The sequence below is a fragment of the Streptomyces sp. R302 genome, from assembly GCF_012927245.1.
Classification (GTDB): Bacteria; Actinomycetota; Actinomycetes; order Streptomycetales; family Streptomycetaceae; genus Streptomyces.
In genome coordinates, this window is sequence record NZ_JABBGE010000010.1 from 25,611 (window position 1) to 52,499 (window position 26,889).

The 26,889-nt window shown below is 76.0% G+C and carries 23 protein-coding genes; 10 read left to right on the forward strand and 13 right to left on the reverse strand.

Annotation, left to right across the window (positions count from 1 at the left end; all coding sequences use genetic code 11):
* The first annotated feature begins 8 nt into the window (after positions 1-8).
* Both HHL19_RS28605 and HHL19_RS28610 read left to right on the forward strand, forming a co-directional pair.
* A complete protein-coding gene (locus HHL19_RS28605; protein ID WP_169093258.1) occupies positions 9-647 on the forward strand; it encodes an isochorismatase family protein in 639 nt (212 codons plus the stop codon).
* Positions 644-1,162, forward strand: a complete 519-nt coding sequence (locus tag HHL19_RS28610; protein ID WP_169093259.1) for a GNAT family N-acetyltransferase — start codon at positions 644-646, stop codon at positions 1,160-1,162. The genes HHL19_RS28605 and HHL19_RS28610 overlap by 4 nt, the downstream gene beginning before the upstream one ends.
* Here the strand turns inward: HHL19_RS28610 and HHL19_RS28615 are convergent.
* The 6 genes from HHL19_RS28615 to HHL19_RS28640 all read right to left on the reverse strand — a co-directional run bounded on the left by HHL19_RS28615 (position 1,159) and on the right by HHL19_RS28640 (position 11,417).
* Positions 1,159-1,749 (reverse strand): carboxymuconolactone decarboxylase family protein, encoded by a 591-nt coding sequence (locus HHL19_RS28615; RefSeq protein WP_169093260.1) that lies wholly within the window; start codon positions 1,747-1,749, stop codon positions 1,159-1,161. The genes HHL19_RS28610 and HHL19_RS28615 overlap by 4 nt on opposite strands.
* The gene (locus tag HHL19_RS28620) at positions 1,746-3,110 is read right to left on the reverse strand and encodes a cytochrome P450 (protein ID WP_169093261.1); all 1,365 of its coding nucleotides are present in this window, start codon (positions 3,108-3,110) and stop codon (positions 1,746-1,748) included. Before HHL19_RS28620 ends, HHL19_RS28615 begins: the two co-directional genes overlap by 4 nt.
* Positions 3,110-4,759 (reverse strand): FAD-dependent monooxygenase, encoded by a 1,650-nt coding sequence (locus tag HHL19_RS28625; protein ID WP_169093262.1) that lies wholly within the window; start codon positions 4,757-4,759, stop codon positions 3,110-3,112. The genes HHL19_RS28620 and HHL19_RS28625 overlap by 1 nt, the downstream gene beginning before the upstream one ends.
* Before the next feature lie 4 nt (positions 4,760-4,763).
* Positions 4,764-7,970 (reverse strand): ferritin-like domain-containing protein, encoded by a 3,207-nt coding sequence (locus HHL19_RS38275; RefSeq protein ID WP_169093263.1) that lies wholly within the window; start codon positions 7,968-7,970, stop codon positions 4,764-4,766.
* Positions 7,967-9,454, reverse strand: a complete 1,488-nt coding sequence (locus HHL19_RS28635; protein ID WP_346768545.1) for an NAD(P)/FAD-dependent oxidoreductase — start codon at positions 9,452-9,454, stop codon at positions 7,967-7,969. Before HHL19_RS28635 ends, HHL19_RS38275 begins: the two co-directional genes overlap by 4 nt.
* A 268-nt stretch (positions 9,455-9,722) precedes the next feature.
* The gene (locus HHL19_RS28640; protein ID WP_277349239.1) at positions 9,723-11,417 is read right to left on the reverse strand and encodes an FAD-dependent monooxygenase; all 1,695 of its coding nucleotides are present in this window, start codon (positions 11,415-11,417) and stop codon (positions 9,723-9,725) included.
* A gap of 299 nt (positions 11,418-11,716) precedes the next feature.
* On the opposite strand from HHL19_RS28640, the gene HHL19_RS38280 reads away from it, so the two are divergent.
* Positions 11,717-12,190, forward strand: coding sequence for an SSI family serine proteinase inhibitor (locus HHL19_RS38280; protein WP_169093266.1), 474 nt, complete (start codon positions 11,717-11,719; stop codon positions 12,188-12,190).
* A 201-nt stretch (positions 12,191-12,391) separates the two neighbouring features.
* On the forward strand, positions 12,392-14,515 hold the full coding sequence (locus HHL19_RS28650; protein WP_346768544.1) for a SpoIIE family protein phosphatase: 2,124 nt from the start codon (positions 12,392-12,394) through the stop codon (positions 14,513-14,515).
* Positions 14,516-14,518: 3 nt separating this feature from the next.
* Here the strand turns inward: HHL19_RS28650 and HHL19_RS28655 are convergent, their stop codons facing one another.
* On the reverse strand, positions 14,519-15,148 hold the full coding sequence (locus HHL19_RS28655; RefSeq protein ID WP_169093268.1) for a DinB family protein: 630 nt from the start codon (positions 15,146-15,148) through the stop codon (positions 14,519-14,521).
* Between the two features lie 170 nt (positions 15,149-15,318).
* Positions 15,319-15,816, reverse strand: coding sequence for an Lrp/AsnC family transcriptional regulator (locus HHL19_RS28660; RefSeq protein ID WP_169093269.1), 498 nt, complete (start codon positions 15,814-15,816; stop codon positions 15,319-15,321).
* 228 nt (positions 15,817-16,044) lie between these two features.
* Between HHL19_RS28660 and HHL19_RS28665 the strand changes: the two genes are divergently transcribed.
* From HHL19_RS28665 to HHL19_RS28680, 4 genes are all read left to right on the forward strand, one after another.
* Entirely contained in the window at positions 16,045-16,605 is a 561-nt protein-coding gene (locus HHL19_RS28665) for a heme-binding protein (protein ID WP_169093270.1), read from the forward strand.
* Between the two features lie 137 nt (positions 16,606-16,742).
* The gene (locus HHL19_RS28670) at positions 16,743-17,369 is read left to right on the forward strand and encodes an ankyrin repeat domain-containing protein (RefSeq protein ID WP_169093271.1); all 627 of its coding nucleotides are present in this window, start codon (positions 16,743-16,745) and stop codon (positions 17,367-17,369) included.
* A 268-nt stretch (positions 17,370-17,637) separates the two neighbouring features.
* Entirely contained in the window at positions 17,638-19,131 is a 1,494-nt protein-coding gene (locus HHL19_RS28675; protein WP_169093272.1) for an FUSC family protein, read from the forward strand.
* Between the two features lie 97 nt (positions 19,132-19,228).
* Positions 19,229-20,290 (forward strand): lactonase family protein, encoded by a 1,062-nt coding sequence (locus tag HHL19_RS28680; protein WP_169093273.1) that lies wholly within the window; start codon positions 19,229-19,231, stop codon positions 20,288-20,290.
* Between the two features lie 103 nt (positions 20,291-20,393).
* Here HHL19_RS28680 and HHL19_RS28685 read toward each other — a convergent pair whose 3' ends face one another.
* Positions 20,394-21,311, reverse strand: coding sequence for a hypothetical protein (locus HHL19_RS28685; RefSeq protein ID WP_169093274.1), 918 nt, complete (start codon positions 21,309-21,311; stop codon positions 20,394-20,396).
* Positions 21,312-21,482: 171 nt separating this feature from the next.
* The gene (locus HHL19_RS28690) at positions 21,483-22,481 is read right to left on the reverse strand and encodes a BadF/BadG/BcrA/BcrD ATPase family protein (protein ID WP_169093275.1); all 999 of its coding nucleotides are present in this window, start codon (positions 22,479-22,481) and stop codon (positions 21,483-21,485) included.
* Between the two features lie 89 nt (positions 22,482-22,570).
* Between HHL19_RS28690 and HHL19_RS28695 the strand changes: the two genes are divergently transcribed.
* Complete coding sequence (locus HHL19_RS28695) at positions 22,571-23,248, forward strand: uracil-DNA glycosylase (protein ID WP_169093276.1); 678 nt, start codon at positions 22,571-22,573, stop codon at positions 23,246-23,248.
* Between the two features lie 34 nt (positions 23,249-23,282).
* Here HHL19_RS28695 and HHL19_RS28700 read toward each other — a convergent pair whose 3' ends face one another.
* Together HHL19_RS28700 and HHL19_RS28705 are read right to left on the reverse strand one after the other, a co-directional pair.
* Positions 23,283-24,365 carry a sialidase family protein gene (locus HHL19_RS28700; protein ID WP_169093277.1) on the reverse strand — a complete coding sequence of 361 codons (1,083 nt, stop codon included), beginning with the start codon at positions 24,363-24,365 and terminating at the stop codon, positions 23,283-23,285.
* Between the two features lie 123 nt (positions 24,366-24,488).
* Complete coding sequence (locus HHL19_RS28705) at positions 24,489-25,568, reverse strand: NADH:flavin oxidoreductase/NADH oxidase (protein WP_169093278.1); 1,080 nt, start codon at positions 25,566-25,568, stop codon at positions 24,489-24,491.
* A 160-nt stretch (positions 25,569-25,728) separates the two neighbouring features.
* Here HHL19_RS28705 and HHL19_RS28710 point away from each other — a divergent pair, with 160 nt between their 5' ends.
* Complete coding sequence (locus tag HHL19_RS28710; protein ID WP_169093279.1) at positions 25,729-26,121, forward strand: helix-turn-helix domain-containing protein; 393 nt, start codon at positions 25,729-25,731, stop codon at positions 26,119-26,121.
* Here HHL19_RS28710 and HHL19_RS28715 read toward each other — a convergent pair whose 3' ends face one another.
* On the reverse strand, positions 26,122-26,778 hold the full coding sequence (locus HHL19_RS28715) for a DUF305 domain-containing protein (RefSeq protein WP_240981933.1): 657 nt from the start codon (positions 26,776-26,778) through the stop codon (positions 26,122-26,124).
* Positions 26,779-26,889: the final 111 nt, after the last annotated feature.

Sequence of the window (26,889 nt, forward strand, 5' to 3'; positions counted from 1 at the left end):
ATGCCCGCATGATCGCCGAGACACCTCCACAACCACCCCCGCTCCCGCACCCGCTCCCGCTGGTGGACACGCTCCTCGTCGTCGACGTGCAGTCGGCCTTCGTCACCGGCGACGGCGCCGTGCCCGACGCCGCGCGGCTCGTCGACCGGACCGCCGGGCTGATCGCCCGGGCCCGCGCCGCCGGCGCGCTCGTCGTCCACCTCCAGAACGACGGGCCGCCCGGCGCGGAGGACGAACCGCACACCCCCGGATGGGAGTTGCACCACCCCGTCGAGCCGGGGCCCACCGAGCTCGTGATCCGCAAGCCGTACGACGACGGCTTCGAGGAGACGGCCCTCGGCGCGGTGCTCGACGGGCACGGCAGCCGGGCCGTCGCCGTCTGCGGGGTGATGTCGGAGATGTGCGTCCGGGCCACCGCCCGTACGGCCCTGGACCTCGGCTACCGCGTCGTCGTCCCGTACGACGCCCACGCCACCCAGGACTGCCCGGCCGTCCCCGGTGTCGCCGACGCCGTCCCGGCGGTGGTGGTCTCCCGCGTCGCCGCCTACTCCCTCGGCTCCGACGCGGAGGTCACCGACCCGGCCGCCGCCGTCTCCTTCACCGCCCCGTCGCCGCCGGTGAGCCGCGTGCGAGGATCGGTCGCATGATCGCACCGCACCACCGCCCGGCGGGCGAGGCCGACCTCGCCACCCTCGTTCGGCTCCGGGACGACGCCGCCCGCTGGATGCTGGAGCGGGGCGTCACCGGCCAGTGGCGGCCCGGGGAACTGGACGAGGACCACTTCCATCGGATCATGGCGCACGGCGAGGTCTGGCTCGCCGAGCGCGACGGGCACGTCCTCGGCGCCTGGGAGCTGTGGTGGGACGACGAGGCCGCCTGGGGCCCGCAGCCACCCGACGCCGGCTACGTCCACCGGCTCATGGTGGACCGCGCCGCCGCCCCCGGCACCGGACGGCTGCTGCTGGCCGCCGCCGAGGACCGGGTGGCCGCCACCGGCCGGACCCGGGTGCGCCTGGACTGCCTGTCCACCAACCCGAAGCTCACCGCCTACTACCAGGACGCCGGCTACCGCGTCGTCGGCCGCAAGGACGGCAAGCCGCAGCCGGGCGGCCCGGCCAAGTCCTTCACCCTGATGGAGAAGGAACTCCCGGCGCCCGCCTAGCCGTCCGCCTCCTCCTCTCCGGTGTCCGGCTGGATGCCGGCGAGGAGGTTGAAGGCGCCGGTGAGCAGGTTGAGGCTGACGACCCCGACCACTTCGGCGAGGACCCGGTCGCTCCAGCCGTGCGCCCGCACCTCGGCGACGTCGGCGTCGCCGAGCGCGCCCGGTTCGGCGAGGACCTTGAGGGCGAGGGCGATCAGGGCGGCCTCGCGCGGATCGGTGGAGGTGTCCTGGCGGGCCAGGGCGATGTCCGTGTCGTTCAGCCCGGCGGCGCGGCCTGCCGACTCGTGCGCCTCGCGGCAGGTGCCGCAGCCGATCCACTCCTGGACGGCGAGGGAGAGTTTCTCGCTCAGCGCGCGCGGGATCTTCACCCGCTTCATGGCGCGGGAGAGGCTCAGATATCCCTCGATCATCGCGGGCGAGTTGGCCATCGTGGAGACCATCTCGCCCGCCGAGCCGTGCCGTTCGACGATGTCCGCGAGGAGTTCGCGGGCCCGGCCCCGGGCCTGGTCGGGGGTGAGCGCCGGCAGGCGTCGGGGGCGGGCGGTGGTGACGGTGGTGATTGCCGCGGTGGTGCCGGTCGTGGTCATGCACTCCTCCTCTGTATACCCATGGGGGGTATAACGGGAGGTGGGGTCGGTTCGTTCCCGGCCGCCTGCCCCCTGTCCCGGAGGACCAGCCGGGACGGGCCGTGGAAGACCCAGTCCGGGGCGTACTCCACCTCGACGAGCGGGCGGGCGTCCGGCCTGAGCAGGGGCAGCCGTTCGAGGAGCACGGCGAGCCCCGTCTCCGCCTCCAGACGGGCGAGCGCCGCGCCCGCGCAGTAGTGGATGCCGAGCCCGAAGGCGCAGTGCCGGCCCGTGGCCCGGCGGATGTCGAGGACGTCCGGGTCGGGGAAGCACGCCGGGTCCCGGTGGGCGGAGCCGATCACCGCGACGAGCCGGTCCCCGCGCCGGATCCGCCGCCCGGCGAGCTCGGTCTCCCGCCACGCCCAGCGGGTGACCATCTGCACCGGCGGGTCGAAGCGCAGGAACTCGTCCACCGCCCCGGCCACGAGTCCCGGCTCGGCGCGGAGTTCGGCGACCGTCCCGGGCCGGGTGAGCAGGGCCAGGACCGCCTTCCCGAGGAGCCCGGTCGTCGTCTCGTGCCCGGCCGTCAGGAGGTGGACGCAGGTCGACGCGAGGAGCCCCGGGGTGAGCGAGGGGTCCTCCCGCCCGGCCGCCGCCAGTGCTCCCATCAGGTCGCGCGGCTCCCCGTCCGCGTCCCGCCGGGCCGTCAGCGCGGCCGTGAAGTACCGCTCCAGCTCGCCCGCCGCGCGGTCGGCCCGCGCGAGGCCCGCCCCGGTCCGGTCGCCGCGCGTCCCGCCCGCCTCCTGGAGCGCGAGCGCCCGCTCCCGGAACCACGGCCACAACCGCCCCTCCACCCCGAGCACGCGCGCGATGACGAGCAGCGGGAACGGCGCCGCGAACCCCCGCACCACATCGACGGCCGCCCGCCCCGCGAGCGGTGCCGCCAGCTCCTCGGCGATCTCCCGTACGGCCGGCCGCAGTCCGGCGACGGCGGCGGAGGCGAGCGGCGGGTTCACCCGCGCCCGCAGCACGGTGTGCCGGGGCGGATCGAGGAAGACCAGCCAGTTCTCGACGACCCGCCGCAGCGTCTCGTACCCCTCCGGTATCGGCGCCGCCCGCCCGGTCGCCGGGGACCTCCGCCGGTACGCGCGCCCCGCGAGCACCCGCGCCACCTCCGCGTACCGGAAGAGGTACCAGGTGGTGGCCCCGGTCCCGCCCGCGCCGTCGCCGTCGCCGTCGTGGTCGCGGTCGCGGTCCGCGTCGGTGTCGGAGGACCGCACGGCATGGACGGGGTCCCGCTCGCGGTAGCGGCGGTAGACCGGGTACGGATCCGCCAGGTCGAGCAGCCCGGAATCGAACGGCGCGAGCCGGTCCCCGCCCATCACCCGCCCCCGTCCGTCCGCGCCCCGCCGGTGGCCGGCCCGGCGCCGCGCACCAGGTCGGCGAGGGCGCCGGGGTCGGCGGGCGGCCGGGCCCCCCGCCAGGCGACATGGCCGTCCGGCCGCACCAGTACGTAGGCGTGCCCGTACCGACGCCGAGGCTCCGAGCCCCCGGGCGGGCTCCACACCCGCAACGGCACCCTCCGCGCGGCGAAGGCCCGTTCCGTCCCCTCGGTCCCGACCGTGTCCCCGGGGGCCAGTCGGAGCAGGGTGAACCCCGGGCCGAAGAGGTCCAGCGTGGAGAACCCCGGCGCCAGCCACACGTGCGGGGCACGCCCGCCCGGCACCGCCGCCCGGTCCCACTCCGGACGGTCGTCGTCCTGGGCATCCGGAACCGGCTCCCCGTCCGTGCCCTGCGCGACGAGCGGCGACCGGTACCGGTGGGCGAAGTGGGCGTCGGGCGCCTCGAACTCGCGCCGGGGGTCGGAGGCGGCGATCCTCCGCCCCAGCTCCGCCCGGGCCTCCGCGCCGCGCGGCGAGTCCTCCAGGAGCGCCGAGGTGATGCGCCGGTCCAGGGTGCGGCGCAGATTGCGGTGGCTCTCCTCCAGGCCGGCGAGGGCGACCGGACGCCGCTCGCTCCCGTACGCGTCGAGCAGCCCGGGACCCGCCCAGCCGGACAGTTCCGCGCCGAGCTTCCAGCCGAGATCGGCCGCGTCGCCGATCCCGGTGGCCAGACCGAAGCCGCCGGAGGGGGAGAGGGTGTGTGCCGCGTCCCCGGCGAGCAGCACCCGGCCGTCGCGGTAGCGGGCGGCGACCCGGTGGGTCAGGTGCCACCGGGAGTCCGAGAGGATCTCCACCGGCACGTCCACGGCGAGCGCCCGGCGGACCACCCGCAGTGGCTCGGCCGGGCCCGGGGGACAGGTGAGCCGGTACAGGTCCCGGCCGTCCATCGCCCGCAGCGGGTACCGCAGCCCGCCCGGTTCGGTGACGAAGTGGACCAGGGCCGCCCGCCCGCCGAGCCGCTCGCCGAGACCCGGCGCCCGGAAGAGGACGTTCCGCAGGGTTCGGGTGGCGTGCCGCTCCGGCGAGGCGATCCCGCACTCCTTCCGCACCGGCGAGGCCGCCCCGTCGCACCCCACCAGATACCGGGCGTGCACCGTCGTCACCACCCCCGCCGCGTCGGTCAGCTCGGCCCGCACCCCGTCGTCCGTCTGCCGGAAGCCGGTCAGCCGGGTCCGCAGCCGCACCGGGCCGTCGGGCCGCACACCGAGCCGTCGCGTCAGCAGCGGCACGAGCCAGTGCTGGGGGCAGATCGCCTCGGGCTCCGGCGTGTGGGCGGGCGGCGGCCGCTCGGCTACCGTGCCGAACCGCAGCCGGTGCAGCTCGTGCCCGCCGACCGCCGTCACCCAGGCGACGTCCAGGGTGTGCCCGGCGGGCCAGCCGGCACCCCGGATCGCGTCCGCCACGCCCCAGCGGCGGAACAGCTCCATCGCCCTCGGGCCGATCGTCGACACCCTGGGATGGGTGATCCGGCCGTCCCCGGCCTCCGCCAGGACGAAGTCGACCCCCCGCCACGCCAGGTCGAGCCCGAGCGCCAGCCCCACCGGACCGCCGCCCACGACGAGCACCTCGGTCTCCTCCACCGCCGTCATCGGCTCACCTCCTCCCCTCCGCCGCGAAGTACTCCGCGTACCAGGCCATCAGCTCCGGCACCCGGTCGGGGACGCCCGGGCACTCCCGGGCCATCGCCGCCAGGTGCCGGAAGCGCATCGCGAAACCGCGCCGGGCCACATCGGGCCTGGCGATGTGCACGGGTGGTTCCTCCAGCTCGAAGGAGGGGCCCGCCGTCCGCCCACGCCACCCCGAGTCGAGCGTGACGAGGAGTTCGGCCAGCGGCCGCATCATCCCCGTCATCACGTCGATCGAGGCGTTCATCAGCCGGGAGCGGCGCAGGCTCGCGTCCGGACTCTCGCCGAAGTGCTGGACCATCAGCTGGAGCATCAGGAAGTAGCTGCGGTTGAACAGCCGCAGCACCTGCCGGGCATGCGCGTCGAGCACGGCGGCCCGCCCCGGATGCGCAGGGTCGGCCGTCGGGTTCCGCAGGGCCGGATAGGCTGGCTCCCACGGCGCCCCCTGCCCGCCGGGCCCGTCGGCCCGTTCGGCCATGAGGAGTTCGGCGAGCCGCACGAAGGTCTCGTGGTGCGAGGGGCCGCCGTCCCCCGGCGCGTCCAGGACCCCGCCCTCGCCCTGCTCGGTGACGAAGTCGATGGCGAAGAGCGCGCTCGACAGGTCGTCCACCTCCAGCTGGTAGTCCGGGTGGACGGAGTCGACGGCCGCCCCCAGGAACAGGTGGTGCTCCCCGCCGCCCCGGCCCCGCTCCACCAGGAACAGGTCGGGCACCCGGGTCAGCCCGTCCCTGATCGCCGCGTACAGCTCGCTCGGCGACCCGAACGGCGTCCCCGCGCGCCCGGCGCCCCACGGCTCTCCCGCCGCCTCCGTCCCGGACCCCGCCGTCCCCACCGAGCCGCCCGCGAGCCGTTCGGGCCGCTCGATCGCGATGAACCGCTGGAGACTGCCCAGGTGCAGCGGCTCCAGGGCGAAGTCCAGCGGCAGCGGAAGGCGTCCCGGCGACCCGAAGTCGATCGCCGGCACGTGGAAGGGCTCGCCCATCGCCATCAGCACGTTGTTGACGACCAGGAAGTGGATCATCTCCTCGCGGGCCACGTCGAGGAGGCTGTCCCTGATCCCCTTCGCCAGGGTCTCCCCGCCGTCCCCGCAGGCCAGCCGGAGCTGCCGGGGCGTCCACACCCCGCTGCGGACGTACGCGAACCCCGTCCCGTGCGTCGGTACCGTGTACGCCGCGTACAGGTACTGCAGCGAGGTCGCCAGCTCCACCGTGACCGCCTGCCACAGCGCCGCGCGCAACTGGCCCCGGGTGGTGATGCGCGGCTCGGCCGCCCGGCGCGGCGCGGGGGCCGCCGGCGCGTGCGGGTGCGCCGCCGCCGCGCCCCGGGAGCGCAGATAGGAGAGGAGGAGCCGGGCCTTGGGCAGCGTCAGGTCCCGGGTCGGCGGCATGTAGTAGGTGCGGTCCTTGTTCGCCGGATCGCACATCTGCCACACGAGCTTCGCGTACGTCTCCACCTTGCACCGGTCGGCGAGGCTGAACACCTCGTCCCGCATGAACGGGAACAACTGCTCGTAGTACGCGAACACCTCACGGTGCAGCAGCGCGAAGTCGACCTCGGACGGCAGGACCGCGTCCAGGTGCCAGTCGTCGGGCAGCACCCGCACGGCGGCGCCCCCCGCCCACGCCCAGAAGCCGAGCGCGTCCCCGTCGTCGTAGCAGGCGGCCGCCGAACCGGGCGCCGCCGCGTCGGCCGGCGGCAGGTCCTCCGGCCCCGTCGAGAACAGCAGCCGCGCGGTGCCCGCCCGCGCCCCGTGGACCGTGAACCAGCCGTGCCCCTCCGCGTCCGTCACCACCCGGCAGGCGGCCCCGGCGGGCTCCGCCTCGGAGCCCTTCCGGCCGCCCGTCCGCCCGGCCCGGAGCCGTACCACCTCGACGTCCCCGGTGCGGGCACCCGGACCGGACGCCGCCGGATCCAGCGGCAGGGCACGCGGGTTGGGGTACTGCCGCACCTCCACCGCGTCGAGCGGCCCCGGCCGGCCGCGCAGGAAGCTCCGCACCGGCACCTCGACGGCGTGCTCGTCGCCGCGCTCCACGTCCGGATGGTCCAGGATCAGCGCGGCCTCGTCGGCGAGCACCACCGCCTCCCGCTCCCGCAGGACGACCCCGGTGCCGTCCCGCACCACCACGAGCCCCTCCTCCCCGGCCCGGCGCACCGCCTCCTCCGACACCGCCGGCACGGTCGCCACCGCCCCGCCCCGGAATTCCCGGGGCAGCACCGCGACCGTCAGCCCCGACCCGGCGGTCCGCACTTCGAGCGCGGGACCGTCACCACCGTCCGTCCCGCCGCGCGCGTACGGCTCGTTGACCACCACCCCCTCGGGTCCGACCCGCACCGTGCACGGCCCGGGCCCGTCCGCACCGCCGTCCTCCGCCCCGTACGGGACGAGCAGCCGGCCCGCCGGATGACTGCGCGGCTCGCCGGGACCCCACGGCGCCACGACCCCCCGCAGCCGCCACCGCCCCGGCGCGTCCCCGGCCTCGGACGACCCCTCCGGGTCCGCCTCCGCCTCCAGGGTGAACTGGACGAGGAGCGCCCCGCCGTCCCGCTCGGCCACGGCCGCCCGCAGTGCCCGGACGGCCAGGGAGTCCACCGCACCCGCCTGCCAGTCCGGTCCGTCGTCCGCCCCGGCCACGCACTGGTACAGCGAGCGCGCCGGCGGCCGGAAGCCCTGCCAGCGCGGCGGCATGAATCCGCTCACCCCGCCCAGGCACGCATAGCCGGTGTCGTGCGACCGGCCCGCACGTCCGAACGCGAACCGGCCGCCCATCAGCGTCGCCGTCCACGAGGACACCGGATCGACGTCGAAGACCCGCGCCCGGTTCACCGTCGTGCCCAGATAGGGGTTGTGATGGCCCCACAGGTCCACCGACCGGCCCACCAGCGGATCCGACCGGTCGACCTCGCCCGCCCGCCGCTCCACCCCGGTGACCCGGGCCTCCCACACCAGATGCCCGTTCCCCGAGAAGTGCCCGCCGCGCGCGCCCCGCTCCGCCAGGTGCGCGTGGTAGTCGGCCGCCGGGCCCACCACCCCGAACGGCTCCGCCGGAGCGCCTCCGGCCGCGCTGCGCAGCGCCGTGTTCGAGGCCAGGTCCACGAGCCCGGACCGCGGCCCGGTCGGCAGCCGGGTCAGCGCCGTACCGGCGAAGTACACCCGGGGCAGGTCGAAGACGCTCACGCCGCCTCCCGACCGGCCGGCGCGGGCGCGCCCCGCCACCACCCGTCCCGGGACGGGCCGCCGCACCGCCCCTCGTCCCGCGCGATCAGCTCCACCGCCTCCAGAGCCGACTCCACCGCCCCCTCGATCCATGCCGGTTCCGTCGCGCAGTGCTCCCCGGCGAAGAACATCCGGCCCTGCGGCCGCAGCGCGCGCAGCCGCTGCTCCTCCCGGCCCGCCGGGTCCGCGCCCCAGCGGATCGTGCAGCCGCCGCGCGTCCACGGATGGCCGCCCCAGGCCAGACTGGCGACCCCGCGGACCATCCCGCGCCGCAGCAGCTGCGGATGCATCCGGCCCAACTCCTCGACGACCGCCCGGTGCCGGACCGGCGCCGGCATCCCGCCGAGCACGTCGGCGTCCTCGCCGATCGTGTAGCTGGCGAGCAGCGCCGCCCCGAGCGAGGGCTCCGCGGCACCCTCGGCACCGGCCGGTTCGGCGGTCGGATAGTACGTCTGCCGGATCCGGCCGCCGCTGAACGAGGCGCCGCCCCGGATGCCCTCCCGCTCCCAGAACGGCTCCCTGCAGTGCACGGCCACCTTGGTCGCCGGGCAGTAGACGACCTCCCGGACGGCGGCGAGCTTGTCCTCGTCGAACCCCGCCAGACGCAGCCCCCGGAGCACCGAGAACGGCACCGTGCACAGCACGTAGTCGCACCGCCGGACCCGGGCCCCCGCCCCGCCCCCGAGCCGCACCTGCACGTGGTCGGCGGCGACCTCGAAGCCCGTCGCGGGCTGACCCAGCCAGATCGGCCCCCGGATCCGCGCGGCCAGCCGCTGCACCAGCTGGTCCATGCCGCAGGCCAGCTGCACGAGCCGGGGACTCGTCTCGGTCAGGATGTCGTCGAGGAAGCCGTCGAGCCGGCTGCCGCACCCCGCCCGGATCCCCGGATGGGCCGCGAAGAGGCCGTGCACGTCGATCCGGTCCTTGCCGCCGCCCCGCAGATGCGGCGTCAGATCGATCTCGTCCACCAGACCGAGCAGCCGCCCGCCCAGATCGGCCCTGAGCCCGTCCCGCAGCGCCGGCGGGGCGACGGCGTCGACGACCGCGGCCAGCCAGGCGCCGAAGACCACCGTCTCCTCCCGGAACCCGGCCGGCCCCAGCGAGGACCGCACCTCGGACACCAGGGCGCGCGGCGCGTCCCGCAGCCGCACGTGCCCGCCACCGGTCGCCAGGAAGGCGTTCTCCTCCGACAGCAGCGTCCGGAACGGCCGCACCTGGTCGGCGAGCCCCAGGTGGGCGACGTACCCCATCGTCCGGTGGTGCGCCGTGGGGATCCGCATCGCGCCCAGCTCCACGAACGGCGCGCCCTCCTGCGCCCCGAAGCGGTGGGTGCGCACCCGCCCGCCGAGCCGCAGGCTCCCTTCGAGGACCTCGACGCGGAACCCCCGCCGCTCCAGCTCGTAGGCGGCGACGAGCCCGGCCATCCCCGCCCCCACGACGGTCACCGTGCCACCGGCACAGGGACGCCTGCGGGGCGACGGGCCGGGACGGGGCAGGGGAACGGTGACGGCGGCAGGGTGGAGGGGCGTGGTGGACATCAGGATCCGACTCCCGGACGGTTCGATGCGCAGGCTCTGGGACGAGACGACGAGACGACGAGAAGGCGAGAAGGCGAAAAGGCGAAAAGGCGAGACGGCGAGAGAACGGGAGGGCGACAGGGCGCGGGGACGGGACGTCGCGGGCGCGGGCGCCGCAGGCCGGGGCGAGCGCCGCTCAGGCCCGGCCGTCGGCTCTCGCCCCGGCGGCGAGCGAGGCCACGTACTCCCGCAGCGGCTCGACGCCGCCGAGCGGCGCGACCAGGCCCACGTAGCCGTCGGGCCGCACCAACCGCAGCTCCGCCGGATCCCCGAGCGCCGCCTCCGCCCGCGCGTCCGCGGGCGTCACCGGCAGCAGCCGTACGGGGACGGGACCGGTGAGGGCCGCCGCGCGCAGCGCCCCGAGGGTGACGGCGTCGGCCCGGTCCGCGCGCAGCACCAGCGTCCACGTCCCGTACGCGAGCAGCCGGTGCAGCCGCACCGCCTCCCCGGGAGTCTCCGCGCCGGGCCCGGGCTCCGCCGGCACGACGGAGGCGTCCGGCATCCGGTCGCCGGCCCGTGCGCCCGAGGCCCGACCGGAGGTGGGTACGCGCACCGAGAGCGGGCTGTCGCGGTGGTGGCGCACCAGATCGCTCAGCCGCAGGTCGAGCCGGCGCTGGAAGCCCGACCTGGCCAGCGCGGCGGGCACGGTCGCGGTGAACGCCCGGTGCCCGAGGGGCGGCAGCGGCAGCTCCATGAAGTTGAACCGCATCTCCCGGATGTACCGCAGCGCGAGGAGCCGCTGCTCCGCGTCGTACGTGTCGAGCAGCGCGTCCCCGGCCGCGCCCCGGTGCACGGCGGCGAGCTTCCAGGCGAGGTTGTGGGCACCGAGGACCCCCACGTTCATGCCGTGGCCGCCGACCGGCGCCCACGCGTGCGCCGCGTCCCCCGCGAGCAGCCCGCGCCCGCTGCGCAGCCGGGCGGCCACCCGGTCGCTGAACCGGGCGCGGTTGAGCCAGCGGGAGGGGGCGGGGGCGAGGCGGAGGCCGGGCATGCGGGCGGTCTGCGCGACCAGGTCGCGCAGCTCGTCGAGGGTCGGGGGCGTCCCGAGGGCGGGATCCGGGTCGTCGCGGAAGCAGAAGAACCGGTAGCCGCCGTCGGGCAGCGGGAAGACGAGGAGGGCCCGGCGCGGCGCCAGGAAGATGTGCCCGCGTCCCGGCTCCTCGGCCAGCGGCCAGGTCGGCAGCGCGTTGCCCTGCACGACCTGGAGGCCGGTGCGGCGGCGGCCCTCGAAGGGGATCCCCAGCCGGTCCCGCACCACGCTGCGGGTGCCCTCGCAGCCCACGATCCACGACGCGCAGCCCGACTCGACCCGCCCGTCGCCATGACGCAGGGTGAACTCGGCCCGGTCGTCGTGCACCTTGACGTCGGTGAGTTCGGTGTTCCATTCGACCGGCGTGCCGAGGCCGGCCAGCTCCCCGGCCAGCAGCCGCTCGATGACGTGCTGTTCGATGTTGAGCGGGCGGGCGAAGGCGGAGTGCGCCCAGCCGGTGGTGAGCTCGCCCAGCGGCCGGCCCCGGGCGTGCACGGTCACCGCGCCCAGCTCCACCCCGTGCGCGTCCAGGGCCGCGCCGACGCCCAGCGCGTGCAGCGCCTCCCGGGCCCGCGCCCACAGCACCAGCGCACGGGCCTCCCGTTTCGTCTCCGGCGCCGCGTCGACGATCCGTACCTCCAGGCCGAGCCGGCGCAGCCCGATCGCCAACGTCAGCCCCACCGGACCCGCCCCCACCACACAGACGTCCACGTGCCACCCCTCCCGTTCGTGTTCACGGACCAGAGTGCGCCCCGGAAGATCGGCTTCGCCAGGGCGTGCGGAGGGGCGCAAGACGCACATGACCAGCGATGATTACGCCCTGTGCAACCAATGGCCTGTTTGCGTGACCAGCGATGGAATCCGGCCGTCCGGTCGTGCGCGGGAACATCGAGGAGCCCCGCACGCCAAGGCCTCTGCCGCTCCGGCCTCCCGGAATCGGCCACTCCGTCGACTGTGCGGCGCCCCCACCGTGTACCCGCCGTGGCGACTCGACGCCGCCCGGACACCCCTCCGCGCGGCGAGTCCTCGCCATGACGCGTCCCGTCGGCCCTCGGGGGAGCGGGCGGTGACCCCTGGTCCCCGAGGCTCGTTGACCGGACATGAACACGCACACCCCCGCCGCCCTCCTGGCCGCCCTCCTTCTCGCCGCCTCCGCGGTCGGCACCTCCGCGGCCGACGGAGGACCGGCCGTCCCCGCCCCGGCGACGACCGACGCGCGACCGGTCCTCCCCGCCCCGACGACGACCCTCCGGCTCACCGTCACCGGCCCCGCCCCGGCCACCACCGCCCCGTCCCCCGAATCCACCGCCGCGCCCGCGCCCGCCGTGCGCACCGTCACCCTCCACTGCGACCCGGCCGGCGGCGACCACCCCCGCGCCGACGCCGCCTGCGCCGACCTCGACGCCTCCCAGGGGCGCGTCGACCGCGCGTCCGACACCGCCTGCGTCCTCCTCTACGACCCGGTCGAGGTCCGCGCCGAAGGCGTCTGGCGCGGCCGGCCCGTCTCCTTCGCCCGCCAGTACGGCAACAGCTGCGAGCTGAGCGCCCGCACCGGCGCGGTCTTCGCCTTCTGAACCGGTCGGACCCCCGGGCCCGGCGGGCGCCCACCGAACGGATGCGCCTCGCAAGCCCCCCGAGGGCACCTCGGCTAGGGTGATTCGGTAGGGATTGCCCCCCGGGGGCCAGGCCGATGCGTAGGTCGATGCGTGGACGCTCATCAGTCGTCACCGAGCAGGGTTCCGCAGCCGCCGCGAGCGGCCGTCGGGGACGCGGGCGTGCTCCGGGAACTGCTTCCGATCGCCCTGTGGCGCGAGGACGCCGAGGGGCGGATCGTCGAGTGGTCGCTCGCCGCCCAGGACCTGCTCGGCCACCGCCCCGAGCACGTCCTCGGCCTGCCCGCCTCCCCGCTCCTGGTGCCCGACGCCAACCGTGAGCTCGCCGACCGGCTCACCCGCCGCGTCCAGGCCGGCGAGACCATGGTCGGCACCCTCCCGGTCCGCCACCGCGACGGCCACACGGTCCCCATGGAGATGTGGATCGTGCCCGCCGCCGACCCCGCGGGCCGCCCCGGCGCCATGCTCATCGCCGTGGAGACCTCCGAGGTCCTGCGGATGCGGGAGAACCTCGCCGCCATGGAGAGCCTCTTCACCCAGTCGCCCATAGGGCTCGCCCTCCTCGGCCCCGACCTGCGCTTCCTGCGGGTGAACGACGCCCTGGCCCGGATGAACGGCGTGAGCGCCGCCGAACACGTCGGCCGCCGTCTCACCGAGGTCGTCCCCGGAGTCAACGCCGCCTCCCTGGAGTCCCTGATGCGGCAGGTCCTCGACTCCCGTACGCCGGTGATAGACGCCCGCCGCGTCGGCCGCACCCCCGCCGACCCCGGCCGCGACCACATCTGGTCCTGCTCCTACGCCCCCCTCATCGACCGCGGCACCCGCCCCCTCCCCGGCGGAGACCGCACCGCCGGACAAGCCGCCCCGGCCTCCGGGCGCACGGCCTCCGGACACCCGGCCCCCGGGCGCGCCGACGGTGTGGCCGACCCCGCGCGCACCGGTCGCCCCCTCGGTCTCATCGCCTCCCTCGTCGACATCACCGAGAGCCAGGAGGCGCACCTGGAGGTCGAGCGGGCCCGGCACCGCTTCGCCCTGCTCTCCGAGGCCGGCGCGCGCATCGGCACCACCCTCGACCTGCGGCAGACCGCCGAGGAGGTGGTTCGCTTCCTCGTGCCGCAGCTCTGCGACTCGGCCGACGTGCAGATGCTGGAAGCGGTCCTGGAGCCCGACGACCCGGCCGCCTCCTCCCGGGGCGTGCTGCGCCGCATCGCCGCCGTCTTCCCCGAGCCGGTGCCGCCGAGCCCGCTCCTGGGGCCGGGCCAGACCTTCCAGCTGCCCGCCGGATCCGCGTACGAACGGCTCGTCCTCGACGGCCGGCCCACCTTCCTCACCGACGAGGACATCCCGGTCCTCTTCCCCGGCAAGGCCGCCGAGTCGCTGCGCGACTACCTGTCGACCCGCTTCGGCTCCGCCCGCACCGTGCCCCTCGTCGCCCGCGGCCAGGTCCTCGGCGCCGTCACCGTCACCCGCCTGAAGACCAGGGAACCCTTCGACGACCAGGACGCGGTGCTCATCGACGAGGTCGTCGCCCGGGCCGCGCTCAACATCGACAACGCCCGGCTCTACACCACCCAGCGCGCCGCCGCCCTCGCGCTCCAGCGCAGCCTCACCAACAGCGCCCTGCCCGCCGTCCCCGGCCTCGAACTCACCGGCCGCTACCTCCCGGCGAGCGCCCACGACGTCGGCGGCGACTGGTTCGACGTGATCGAACTGCCCGGCGGCCGCACCGGGCTCGTCATCGGCGACGTGATGGGCCACGGCATCCACGCGGCCGCCGTCATGGGCCAGTTGCGCACCGCCGTGCGGACCCTGGCCCGCCACGACATCCCGCCCACCGAGATGCTGCGCTCCCTCGACGCCGTCGTCGCCGACCTCGGCGAGGACACCATGGCGACCTTCCTGTACGCCGTGCACTCCCCGGCCACCGGCACGTGGACGATCGCCCGCGCCGGCCACCTCCCGCCCGCCGTCGTCACGTCCGAGGGCACGGTCTCCTTCCTCCAGGGACCGCCGGGCACGCCGCTCGGCACCGGCGCGCTCGACTTCGGCACCGAGGAGCTCCCGCTGCCGCCCGGCGGCCTGCTGGTGCTCTACACGGACGGGCTGATCGAGGCGAGGGACCGGGACCTCGACGAGGGGATGGGCGAGCTCGGCCGTGCTCTGGAGCAGGCCATCGACCGGGCCGGCGGCACGCTGGACGAGGTGTGCGACGGGGTCCTGGGCCGGCTCCTCGTGGACCCGGCCCAGGACGACGTCGCCCTCGTCCTGGCCCGTACGACCGGCTGACCGTCAGGCGGCGGCGCGGCCGAGGACCCGGTGCAGGTCGCGCAGCAGGGCGATCTCGGCGCCGTGGTGCAGGAGTTCCTGGTTGACCCACCACACGACCTCCAGGAACGGTTCCTCCGGGTCGCCGCCGTGCGGGTAGGAGCAGTGCCCGACCGTGTCGAGGTCCTTGTCGCCGACGGAGAGCAGCGCCGCCCGCCACGCCCCGGCCGCCGCGTCGAAGTCGGCGATCGCCGCGGCCGCGTCGCCGGGCGCGCGGTAGTCGTCGCGGGTCAGCGAACGGGTCCCGTTCGTGTGGTCGGCGCGGAGCGCCAGCAGCTCGCTGAGGTGGGTGAGCCGCCAGGCGAGGGTGGTGAACGGCGGCGGCACGGGATGCGGATACGGGGCGGTCTCCCGGCCCCACTCGCCGGCGCCGGTCAGCAGCGCGGCGGCCGGGCCGGGGCCGTCGGCCCGCCGCCGTACGGACCAGCAGCCCGGCGCGGGTTCCCACAGGTACTCGGCGTCGGTCATCGGGCCCACCGGCACGTCCGTGCCGTTGCCACTGTCCACCACGGGCCCTGACAGACGGTCCGTCAGCCGCTTGCGGGCGAAGTCGAATTCGGCGAGCAGGGGCACGAGGCGTTCGGGTATCGCCATGGGAAGGCTCCGGTGCGTGAGGAGTGCGTGAGGAGTGCGTGAGGAGTGCGTGAGGAGTGCGCGAGTGCGGGAACGCCCGTACCCTGCCACGCCGCCGCCCGCCCCGCACCCGAGTTGTCGGCCCGCCCCGCACCCGAGTCGTCGGCCGCTCCTCCGGAACCGGCTCCGGCTCACCGACCCGCCGTGTCGTTCCGTCCCGTCCCGCCCCGGCCCATCGACTCCACCAGCGGCAGCATCCGGTGGGCGACCCGCTCGCGCAGCGCGATCTCGGTGCGGGTGCGGACCACCCCCGGCAGCCGGATGAGCCGCTGGATGACGTCCTCCAGATGGCCCGCGTCCCGGGCCACCACGCGCGTGAGCAGGTCGCCGCCGCCGGTGATGGAGAACGCCTCGACGATCTCCGGCACGGCGGCCAGCGCGTCGCCGACCTCGTCGAGATGGCCCTGGGTGACCTCCACGTGCACGAAGGCGAGCACCGGATGGCCGAGCGCGGCGGGGGAGAGGACCGGCCCGGTCGCGGTGATCACCCCGTCCCGCTCCAGCCGGTCGATGCGCGCCTGTACGGTGCCCCGGGCGATGCCCAGGATGCGTGCGTACTCCCGCACGCTCGTGCGCGGCTGCTCGATGAGGAGCCGCAGGATGCGGGTGTCGAGTTCGTCCACCGCCATGGCGCGCCGGCCTGCCTCTCTGTTCCCGATGGTCCGACTCTAACCGGCGCGCGTACCGCGGGCCGACGTCGTCCGGGGTCGTCCGATCGGCTGACCCCCCGGTCCGCCGGGCGGGGCCGCACGACCATCCGCCGGGCCGACCGTCCGGGTCCCGGGCCGGACCCAGGATGGAGTGCAGAGCGGGACGGCGAGAGTGCGCCTCCCACCGAGTCGCAGGAGTGTCCGTCCATGCAGAAGATCTCGAAGCGTGCCCGTGTCCTGACCGGTGGTGCGGCCCTGGTCGCCCTGGGCGCCGGCGCCTTCGGCGCGGTCTCCGCCAACGCCGCGACCCCTGCCGCCGCCCCGGCCGCCGTGGTCGCCAAGGCCGACGCGAAGAACAAGAACACCACCACCAGCACGCACCTGACGATCGACGCCGCCACCAAGGCCGCCCAGGCCGCCCTCGACGCCGCCGAGAAGGAGAACCAGCGCGTCTCCGTCGCCGTCGTCGACCGCAACGGCAACACCATCGTCACCCTCCGCGGCGACGGCGCAGGCCCCCAGTCCTACGAGTCCGCCGAGAAGAAGGCCTACACCGCGGTCTCCTGGAACGCGCCCACCACGGAGCTCGTCGAGCGCCTGGAGCAGGCCCCCAACCTCAAGGACATCCCCGGCACCCTCTTCCTCGGCGGCGGCGCCCCCGTCACCAGCAAGAACGCCCCGATCGCCGGCATCGGCGTCGCCGGCGCCCCCTCCGGCGACCTCGACCAGAAGTACGCCCAGGCCGGCGCCGACACCCTCACCAAGTAACGAGACCGGGCCCCCGAAGCCCCGACGGCGTCCGGACATGCCCGCCCGGACGCCGTCGGCCCCTCCCGTACCCCCAGAACCCACCCCCGAACCCACCCCCCGCCCCCCGTACACACCCGACGCCCGAGGAGACCGCCGTGACCGCCACGCCCCACCACCGTCTCCTCGCCGCCGCCCGCCGGGGCGACGCCGCCGGCGTCCGCGCCGCGCTCGCGGACGGAGCCCCGGCCGAGACCCGCGACGAGGAGCTGCGCTCCCCGCTGCTGCTCGCCGTCCTCGGCGACCACGTCGAGGCCGCCCGCGTGCTCGTCGCCGCAGGCGCCGACGCCAACGCCCGGGACGCCCGGCACGACAGCCCCTGGCTGGCCACCGGCGCCACCGGCAGCGTCGCCATGCTGCGGGTGCTGCTCGCCGCGGACCCCGCCCCCGACGTCCGGCTGACCAACCGTTTCGGCGGCACCAGCCTCATCCCCGCCGCCGAACGCGGCCACGTGCCGTACGTCCGGGCCGTCCTGCGCGACACCCCGATCGACGTCGACCACGTCAACGACCTCGGCTGGACCGCCCTCCTGGAGGCCGTCATCCTCGGCGACGGCGGCCCGGCCCACCAGAAGGTCGTCGCGCTGCTGCTCGCCGCCGGGGCCGACCCCGAGCTGGCCGACGCGTACGGCGCCACCGCCCTGGAGCACGCCGAACGGCGCGGCCACACCGCGCTCGCCGCCCTGCTGCGCCGGACCCCCACCGCTCCGGCCGCCCCGGGCTGAGCTGGTCCACCGGCCCACACCTGGGCCACCTCCGGCGCCGGTGACAGGGCCAATGGCACAGCGTTTCGGAAGCGATTTGAGCCAAGGGCCCGATCGGTGTTTTTCTTGTGTCCATCAGAAGATTGCGGCGCCGCAGCGCCGGGACGGCGACGAGGCCGCTCCGGACGTCGGCGCCTTCGTCGTGTCCGTACGCGCCCCACCATCCCCGGGGCAGGGCGTGCGGCGGGCGAGCGGCAAGACGAGGGGGCGGCCGACCGCCGTGAAGAGGATGTTCGTGGCTCCTGACCCGGGGCTCCTCCGGCTCAGGACCGGATTGCGCGCGGTGCTCGGCATCGCGCTCGCGGTGGCCGTCGCCGAGCTGGCCGGTTTCTCGCTGACCGCGTCGATCACCGGAGGGCTGGCGGCGCTGCTCGCCCTGTTCACCGTCACCGACGGCACCGTCCGCGGCCAGGCCGTCACCACCCTGCTGCTGCCGCTCGCCGGCTTCCCGGTGCTCGCGCTCGCCACGCTGCTGCACGACCACACCCTTCTGCGGGACGTCTCCTTCCTGCTGGTCGTCCTCGCCGGCGTCTACGCCCGGCGCTGGGGCCCGCGCGGCCACGCGCTCGGCATCTTCGCCTTCATGAACTTCTTCAGCACCCAGTTCCTGCACGCCCTGCCCGCCCAGCTCCCCGAGCTGTACGCGGCCGTGGGCATCGCCCTCGCGGCGGCCGGGGCCGTACGGTTCGTGCTCTGGCCGATCGAGCGGCGCACCCCGCCGCCCGCCGCCCCCGCCCCGCTGCCCGGCAGCGGCCTCGCCCGGATCACCACCCGGCAGGCGATCCAGGCCACCGCCGCCTGCGCCGTCGCCCTCGGCATCGGGCAGGTGCTCTCCGAGGACCGCTGGTACTGGGCCGTCGGCACCACCTGGTGGATCTTCGTGAACACGGTGTCGCGCGGAGAGACCCTGGTCCGCGGCTTCCGCCGCTTCCTCGGCACCCTCCTCGGCATCGCCGTCGGCATGGTCGTCGCCCTCCCGCTGCACGGCGCCCCGCTGCCCACCGCCCTCCTGGTGGCCGTCTGCGTCTTCGGCATCTTCTACACCGCGCCGCTCTCCTACAGCTGGATGATGCTCGCGGTCACCGTCATGGCCGGCCTGCTCTACGGACTCCTCGGCGTCCTCGACCCGGCGCTCCTCGTGCTGCGCCTGGAGGAGACCGTCGTCGGCGCCGTCTGCGCCGCCCTCGCGGTCCTGCTGATCCTCCCGGTCACCACCCACGCCATCAACGACGCCTGGATCCAGCGCGCCCTGCGCGCGGTCCACGCGGCGACCGCCGCCTCCGAGCGGCGCCTCGCCGGCGACGAGGCCGCCGACCCGAGCCCGCACGTCGCCGAGCTCGACCTGGTGCTCGGCCGGGTGCGGCTCTCGCTCGCCCCGCTCGTCCACCCGCTGAGCCCCTTCCGGGGCCGCAAGGCCCGGGCCCGCCGGGTCCTCGCCCTGCTCGACGAGTGCGCCGCCGAGGTGCGCGGGCTCGCGGCCGTCGCCGCCGACCCCGACGCCAGCCACGACGCCCGGCTCGCCGCCGCCTGCTGGCGGGTCGAGACGGCCGTCGAGGGCCTCACCTCGTCCGGTGCGGCCCGTCCCGCGCCGGCCGCCGAGCCCGAACCGGCCGCTCAACCGGCGCCCGCCGCCCTCGGCCACGTCAGCGGCCTGGAGCGGCTGCTCGCCGCCCTCGACGAGCCGCTGCGCACTCCGCCGGGCTCCCTCCTGGTCCGCTCCTGACGGACTCCGCCGACTGATCGAACTTGGTCTAGACCGCCTGCTAACGTCGCCCGCAGACGGCCGGTCGCAGCGACCGGCCCAGGGGCAGGGAGGCGCCGTGGGCGGGACCGACGAGACACAGGGACGGGGGACGGGGCCGGTACGCGCCTACCTCGGGTCCTTCACCTCGGCGGGCGGGCGCGGCGTGCTCGCCGCCGACGTCGCCCCGGACACCGGTGCGCTGACCGTCACCGGCGGCACCGACGCCGTCGCGGACCCCTCCTACCTCGCCCTCGCCGGCGGCGTCCTCTACGCCGTCTCCGAGACCGCCCCGGGCGCCGTCGCCGCCCTCGCCCCCGGCGGGCCCGCGCCGCGCCCGCTCGGCGCCCCCGTGCCCGTCGACGGCGCGGGCCCCACCCACCTCGCCGTCACCGCCGGCCACCTCCTCACCGCCAACTACACCTCCGGCAGCGTCAGCGCCCTGCCGCTGGGCGCGGACGGCGTCCCCGGCCCCGCCACCGCCGTCCTCCACCACGAGGGCGGCGGCCCGGTGGCGGACCGGCAGTCCGGGCCCCACGCCCACCAGGTCGTCCCCGACCCGAGCGGCCGCTGGGTCCTCACCGTGGACCTCGGCACCGACTCCGTCCGGGTCTGCGCCCTCGACCCCGCCACCGGCGCGCTGCGCCTCCACGGCGAGACCACCCTGCGGCCCGGCTACGGCCCCCGCCACCTCGCCTTCCACCCGGCCGGCGGCCATCTGTACGTCGTCGGCGAGCTGGAGCCCGCCGTCACCGTCTGCCGCTGGGACGCCCGGAACGGCGAGCTGACCCCGCTCGCGGAGATCCCGCTCGCCGACACGGACGCCGCCGGACCCGCGTACCCCTCCGCCGTCGTCGTGGCGCCCGACGGCCGGTTCCTCTGGGTCGCCGTGCGCGGCACCGACACCATCGCCGTCCTCGTCCTCTCCCCGGCGGGCGACGAGGCGATCCGCTCCGCCACCGTCCCCTGCGGCGGCGCCTGGCCCCGCGACCTGGCCCTCGACCCGTCCGGACAGCGGCTGTACGCGGCGAACGAGCGCTCCGGCGACGTCACCTGGTTCGACGTCGAACCCGAGACCGGCACCCCCGTCAGGACCGGCTCCGTCGAGGCCCCGGCGGTCACCTGCGTCGTCTTCGGCTGATACGGCTCCGAGGACCTGTACGGCCCCGAGGACGCACCCCGGGGACGCGGAAGGGCCCGCACCGACGACCGTCGGTGCGGGCCCTTCCGTATGCGCCGGGGCGTCAGTGCGCCGGGGCCGCGCCCTGCTGCGGGAGGCCGAGCACGGCCGAGTACTGCGACAGGATCAGCTTGCCGATGGCCGGGTAGGCGCCCAGCGCCTCGGCCGCCGGGCAGCCGGCCTCCTTCGAGGCCTCGTCGAGCAGGCCCTCGGCCAGCTCCGGGCCGATCAGGTACGGCGCGAGCGCCAGCTGCACCGCGCCCGCCTCGCGCAGCTGCTCGGCGACGGAGGCGATCGAGCCCTCCTGGTCGAGCGCGGCGGCCATCACCGGCACGGCGAGCCGGGCCGCGAGCAGCATGCCCGTGATGCCGGCGGCCTGGACGGCCTCCTCGCCGCCGACCGTGGCCAGGACGATGCCGTCCGCGGCCGTGGCGACGGTGAAGAGCCGGGCGCGGTCGGCGCGGGCGAGCCCGGCCTCCGACAGGCGCACGTGCAGCGCCTCGGCGAGCAGCGGGTGCGGGCCGAGCACCTCGGTCAGCTCCGCGGTGTTGCCGCTGTCCATGACGGCCTGGCGGATCTGGCGCATGACGGCGCTGTCCGGGCCGGCGAGCAGCGGGACGGCGATCGCGGCCGGGCCCTGCGGGGCCTCGACCTCGCGGCCGGCGGCCACCGCGATCCGGTACCGCTCCTCGCGGAGCTCCGCGGCGGCGGCCAGCACGCCGGCGAGCGTCGGGTACTCCTCGCCGTCGCCGTCCACGAAACCGATCGCGGCCTCCAGGCCGGGCAGCTCGGAACGGGCGATGCTCACCAGCTCCTCGGCCAGCGAACGTATGGCGGCCGAGGGCGCGCCGGGCACGGCGAGCACCAAGGCGGGAGCGCCCTCGGGCGCCGCCGCCGTTTCTGGGCGACGGTGCCGCCCGGACGGGCGGGGGCGCGGCATTCGTACAGGCAGGCCGTTGGCGGGCCCAGTGGGGGTGCTCATGGCGCCGCATGCTACTGGTTTTGCGGACGGGAGCGTTCGGTGAGGTGCGACCACGCGCCTTCTGCCCCTGTATGTCCGGTCGGGAGCGCGCCGGATCGTGGACCGGGCCGGCCGAGTCGCCGCCGCACGCCCCGGACCAGCGGCGATGCCCGCCGGGCGGGTGCGGCGGGGTCAGAGGTACCGCAGCAGCGCGGGGTCCTCGGGCAGCCCCCGGACCCCGGCGGCGAGCCCGCCGGCGAGCGTCAGGGCGCCGTCGAGCGGATCCCCCGTGGGGGCGACGGTCCCGACCCCGGGCAGCCGCTCGGCGAGCGCCGTCCGCAGGGGTACGAGGAGCGGGTCGCCGAGCCGGAACAGTCCGCCGGTGAGCGCCACCACCGCCGCCGGGTCCGGCGGGCAGGCCGCCTCGGCGGCCTCGGCGATGTGCCCGGCGGCCCGCTCCAGGATCCCGGCCGCGACCGGCTCGCCGTCGGCCGCGCAGGCCGCGACCTCCGGGGCGAAGGCGGCGAGGACCGCCGGCCGGTCGGTGCGCGGGTAGAGCGCGGCGGGCAGCCCGGCGGCCGGGCCGTGCAGCTTCTCGGCGCGGGCGAGCAGGGCGGGCGAACCGCCGCGCCGCCCGTCGTACGCCCGCATCGCCGCCTCCAGGCCCGCCCGGCCGATCCAGGCGCCGCTGCCGCAGTCGCCCAGGAGGTGGCCCCAGCCGTCGGCGCGGCGCCAGCCGGTCAGGTCGGTGCCGAGGGCGATCAGCCCGGTGCCGCCGGCGACGACCGCGCCGGGCCGGGTGCCGAGCGCCCCCGCGTAGGCGGTGACGGCGTCGGCGGCGAGTACCGTCCCGCGCACTCCCCACGCCTCGGCGAAGGCCCCCGGGAGGACCGCCCGCAGCTCCTCGCCGAGCGTGGCCATCCCGGCGGCGCCCACGGCCGCGGCGAGCACCGGGCGGTCCTTCCCCGCCCGGACCCGCAGCGCGGCCACGGCGGGCAGCACGCACTCCAGGAAGTGGGCGGCGGAGATCCCGCCGGGACCGGTCCGTACGGGCCCGGGCGCGGCCGCCCGGTCGAGCACCGTCCCGTCGGCGGCCCGGGCGAGGGCCACCCGGAGCCCCGAGCCGCCCGAGTCGATGCCGACGACCACCGGGTCCGTCCGTCCGCCGCCGTGTCCGCTCCCGGAGTCCATGCCGCGAACCGTCCCTTCCCGGTGGGGGCCTGGGGCCCGCAGTCTAGGCCGGAGGGCGTTGTCGGTGTTGGCCGCTAGAGTGACGGACCGTGACTGCGAGACCGTTGAACGAACTGGTGGAGCCCGGCTGGGCCAAGGCCCTGGAGCCCGTCGCGGGCCGGGTGGCCGAGATGGGCGACTTCCTGCGCGGGGAGATCGCCGCGGGCCGTACCTATCTGCCGTCGGGGCCGAACGTGCTGCGCGCCTTCCAGCAGCCGTTCGACGACGTGCGGGTCCTGATCGTGGGTCAGGATCCCTATCCCACGCCGGGGATGGCGATCGGCCTGAGCTTCGCCGTGGCGCCCGAGGTGCGGCAGCTTCCGGGGAGCCTGCTGAACATCTTCTGGGAGATGCACACCGATCTGGGCCACCCCCGCCCGTCGAACGGCGACCTCACCCCCTGGACCCGGCAGGGCGTCCTGCTGCTCAACAGGACCCTGACCACCTCCCCGCGCAACGCGGGCGCCCACCGCAACAAGGGCTGGGAGGAGGTCACCGAGCAGGCCATCCGCGCTCTCGCCGCCCGCGGCAAGCCGCTGGTCTCCATCCTCTGGGGCCGCGACGCGCGCAACGCCCGTCCGCTGCTCGGCGGTCTGCCCGCCGTCGAGTCGGCGCACCCGTCCCCGCGCTCGGCCGACCGCGGCTTCTTCGGCTCCCGGCCCTTCAGCCGGGCCAACGAGATGCTGGTCGCCCAGGGCGCCGAGCCGGTGGACTGGCTGCTGCCCTGAGCGACGCGCCGACAGCCGTACGGCGGCCGGGCGTTCAGACGACCGCCGCCCGTACGCACAGCACGTCCGGCAGGTGGGCGGCGAGCAGCTGCCAGCTGTCGCCGTCGTCGGCGCTGGCGTACAGCTCGCCGTTGCGGTTGCCGAAGTAGACGCCCGCCGGGTCGGCGTCGTCGGTGCACAGCGCGTCGCGCAGGACCGTGCCGTAGTGGTCGCCCTCAGGGAGCCCCCGGTGCAGCGGCTCCCAGCTCGCGCCGGCGTCCGTGGTGCGGTAGACGCGGCAGCGGCGCCCGGCCGGGACCCGGTCGGAGTCGGCGGTGATGGGGAAGACGTAGGCGGTGCCGGGGCGGTGCGGGTGCGCGGCGGCGGCGAAGCCGAAGTCGGAGGGGAGCGCGCCGCCGATGTCCGTCCAGCTGCCGCCGGCGTCGTCGCTGCGGTAGACGCCCCAGTGGTTCTGCAGGTAGAGCCGGTCCGGATCGCCCGCGTCCTGCGCGATCTTGTGGACGCACTGGCCGAACTCCGGGTGCGGCTCGGGCAGGAAGGGCGCCGCGACCCCGTGGTTGGACGGGGCCCAGGAGGCGCCGCCGTCCCGGCTGCGGAAGACGCCGGCGGTGGAGACGGCCACGGTGACGGCGTCGGGGTCGCGCGCGTCGGTGACGACCGTGTGCACGGCCTCGCCCCCGCCGCCCGGGACCCATGCCGAGCGGCTCGGGTGCTCCCAGAGCGGCCGGACCAGGGAGAAGGAGGCACCGCCGTCCTCGGAGCGGAAGAGCGCGGCCGGTTCGGTGCCCGCGTAGACGACGCCGGGGGAGTGGGCGGGGGCCGGGTGGAGCTGCCAGACGCGCTCCAGCGAGGCGCCGGTGTCCTGGGGGAACGTGACGGCGGGCGTGGGCGGTTCGGTCCAGGTCCGGCCCAGGTCGTCGGAGTGGAAGACGGACGGGCCCCAGTGGGAGCTGTCGCCGCCGACCAGCAGCCGGGGGGTGTCCGGCCGGGTGTCGATGGCCACCGAGTAGACGGCCTGGGCGGGGAAGTGGGGATCGTCGAACTCCCAGCGCCCGTCGTGCCTGCGGCCGATGAAGAGTCCCTTGCGGGTGCCTACGGTGAGAAGTACGTCGGGCATGGGGCCCACCTCCAGGACGCCGTTGTCGCGGATACGGGCCAGTCTGCACCCGGCCACTGACAACGGCTCCTGGGACACCCCGCGACCGGTCGGTCGCGAGGTGTCACGGGCGAGGGTGTCGGGTCAGATCGCCCAGGCGTACTGCGGCGGCGTGAGGGTGGCGGCGCCCAGCTCGCGCGCGGCCCGGCGCGGCCAGGAGGCGTCGCGGAGCAGCTCGCGGCCGAGCAGGACCGCGTCCGCCTCGCCGTTGGCGAGGATCTTCTCGGCCTGCGCGGGTTCGGTGATGAGGCCGACGGCGGCGACCGGCAGTCCGGTCTCGGCCTTGACGCGGGCGGCGAAGGGCACCTGGTAGCCGGGGCCGACGGGGATCGCGGCGGGCCCGCCGTTGCCGCCGCTGGAGACGTCGAGCAGGTCGACGCCGTGCTCGCGCAGCAGGGCGGCGAAGCGGACGGTCTCGTCCGGGGTCCACCCTGCCTCCTCCAGCCAGTCGGTGGCCGAGATGCGGAAGAAGAGCGGCAGTTCCGCGGGCCAGACGGCGCGGACCGCGTCGACGACCTCCAGGGCGAGCCGGGTGCGGTTCTCGAAGGAGCCGCCGTAGCCGTCGGTGCGGTGGTTGCTGTGCGGGGAGAGGAACTCGCCGATCAGGTAGCCGTGGGCGCCGTGCACCTCGGCGACCTCGAAGCCGGCGGCCAGGGCGCGGCGGGCGGCGGCCGCGAACTGTCCGACGATCTCGCGGATGGCGTCCTCGGTCAGCTCGGTGGGCACCGGGTAGCCCTCGTCGAAGGGGAGCGGGCTCGGCGCGACCGGCTGCCAGGCCTCCTCGGCCGGGGCGGGCCCGCGGCCGAGCCAGGGGCGCTGGGTGGCGGCCTTGCGGCCGGCGTGCGCGAGCTGGATGCCCGGGACGGTGCCCTGCGCCTTGAGGAAGGAGGCGATCCGGCGCAGCGCCTCGGTCTGGGTGTCGTTCCACAGGCCCAGGTCGGCGGGGCTGATGCGGCCCTCGGGGGCGACGGCGGTGGCCTCGACCAGGATCAGTCCGGCGCCTCCGGTGGCCCGGGAGCCGTAGTGGGCCAAGTGCCAGTCGGTGGCGACGCCCGCGTTCGGCCCGAAGACCTCCGCCGAGTACTGGCACATCGGCGCCATCCACACGCGGTTGGGGACGGTCAGGGAGCGGAGGGTGTAGGGCTCGAAGAGGGCGGCGCTCATCGGGGACTCCGTTTCGGGACGGCCGGGTGCCGGGCGGGGGGAGGCCCGGCGGGATGCTCGTACGATACCCATCGTAGTACGGCGACTGTCAAACTACGAGGATCCTCGTACAATGGAGGCCGCTCGGTACGACCCCTCCGGAGAAAGTGGAGCCGCCGCCATGACGTCCCCCGCCAGCACCCGCCTCCTGGAGCACCCCGCGCGCGAGGAGATCCGCCTGGAGACCGTCCTGCATGCGCTCTCGGACGCCGTGCGGCTGCGGATCGTCCGCGAACTGGCCGCCGCGGAGACCGAGCTGAGCTGCTCGTACTTCGTCCTCCCGGTCACCAAGTCGACCACCACCCACCACTTCCGGGTGCTCCGCGAGGCCGGCGTCATCCGGCAGGACTACCGCGGCACCGCCAAGCTCAACTGCCTGCGCCGCGACGACCTCGACGCCCTCTTCCCCGGCCTCCTCGACACCGTCCTGGCGGCGGCCGAGGCCCAGTCCGCCCGCCAGGACCCGGCCGGGGCGGCCGAAGGTGCCGGACTCACAGCGACCGCAACCGGTTGATCACAGCGACCGCATCCGGTTGATCTCGGCGGTCTGCTGGGCGATCACGTCGTTCGCCATCTCCTCCACCTGGATGTTGTTGCCCTGGCCGAGCACCTCGGCCGCCATCGTCACGGCGCCCTCGTGGTGCCGCACCATCAGCTCCAGGAACAGCTCGTCGAAGGCCGCGCCCTCCGCCGCCTTCAGCCGGCCCAGCTGGGCCTCGGTCGCCATGCCCGGCATCGCGTGATGGTCGTGGGCGCCCTGGTCGCGGGGCCCGCCGTTGGCCGTCAGCCACCCCTCCATCGCCCCGATCTCCGGCTGCTGCGCCGCCGCGATCCGCTCCGCCACCTTCTTCACCCCGGGCGATCCGGCGCGGCTCGGGGCGAGCGCGGTCATCGTCAGGGCCTGCCGGTGGTGCACCACCATCATCTGCACGTACCGGAAGTCCGCGCCGTTCGGCCGTTCGTCGGGGAGCAGGCTCGCCGCCTCCTCCGGTGAGATCCGCCGGGCCGGCTCGCCGGGCCTGCCGGGCGCCAGGACCGCCGCGGCCGTGCCGGTCGGGGCGGGCTCGGGCGCGGCGTGGTCGGAGCCCGACTCGCAGGCGCCCAGGGCGAGTACGGCCAGCGCTGAGAGGGTCGCGGCGAGTGCGGCGCGCCGGCGGTGGCGGTTCGGCAACGGTGCCTCCTGGGAGATGTGCGGCTTCAGGGGCCGTTCCTGGCAGTTCTTTTCGGGGAGTCGATCGGATTCCCTCAATACATCCGTGTTGCCCTCTGTTGGGATGTGCAC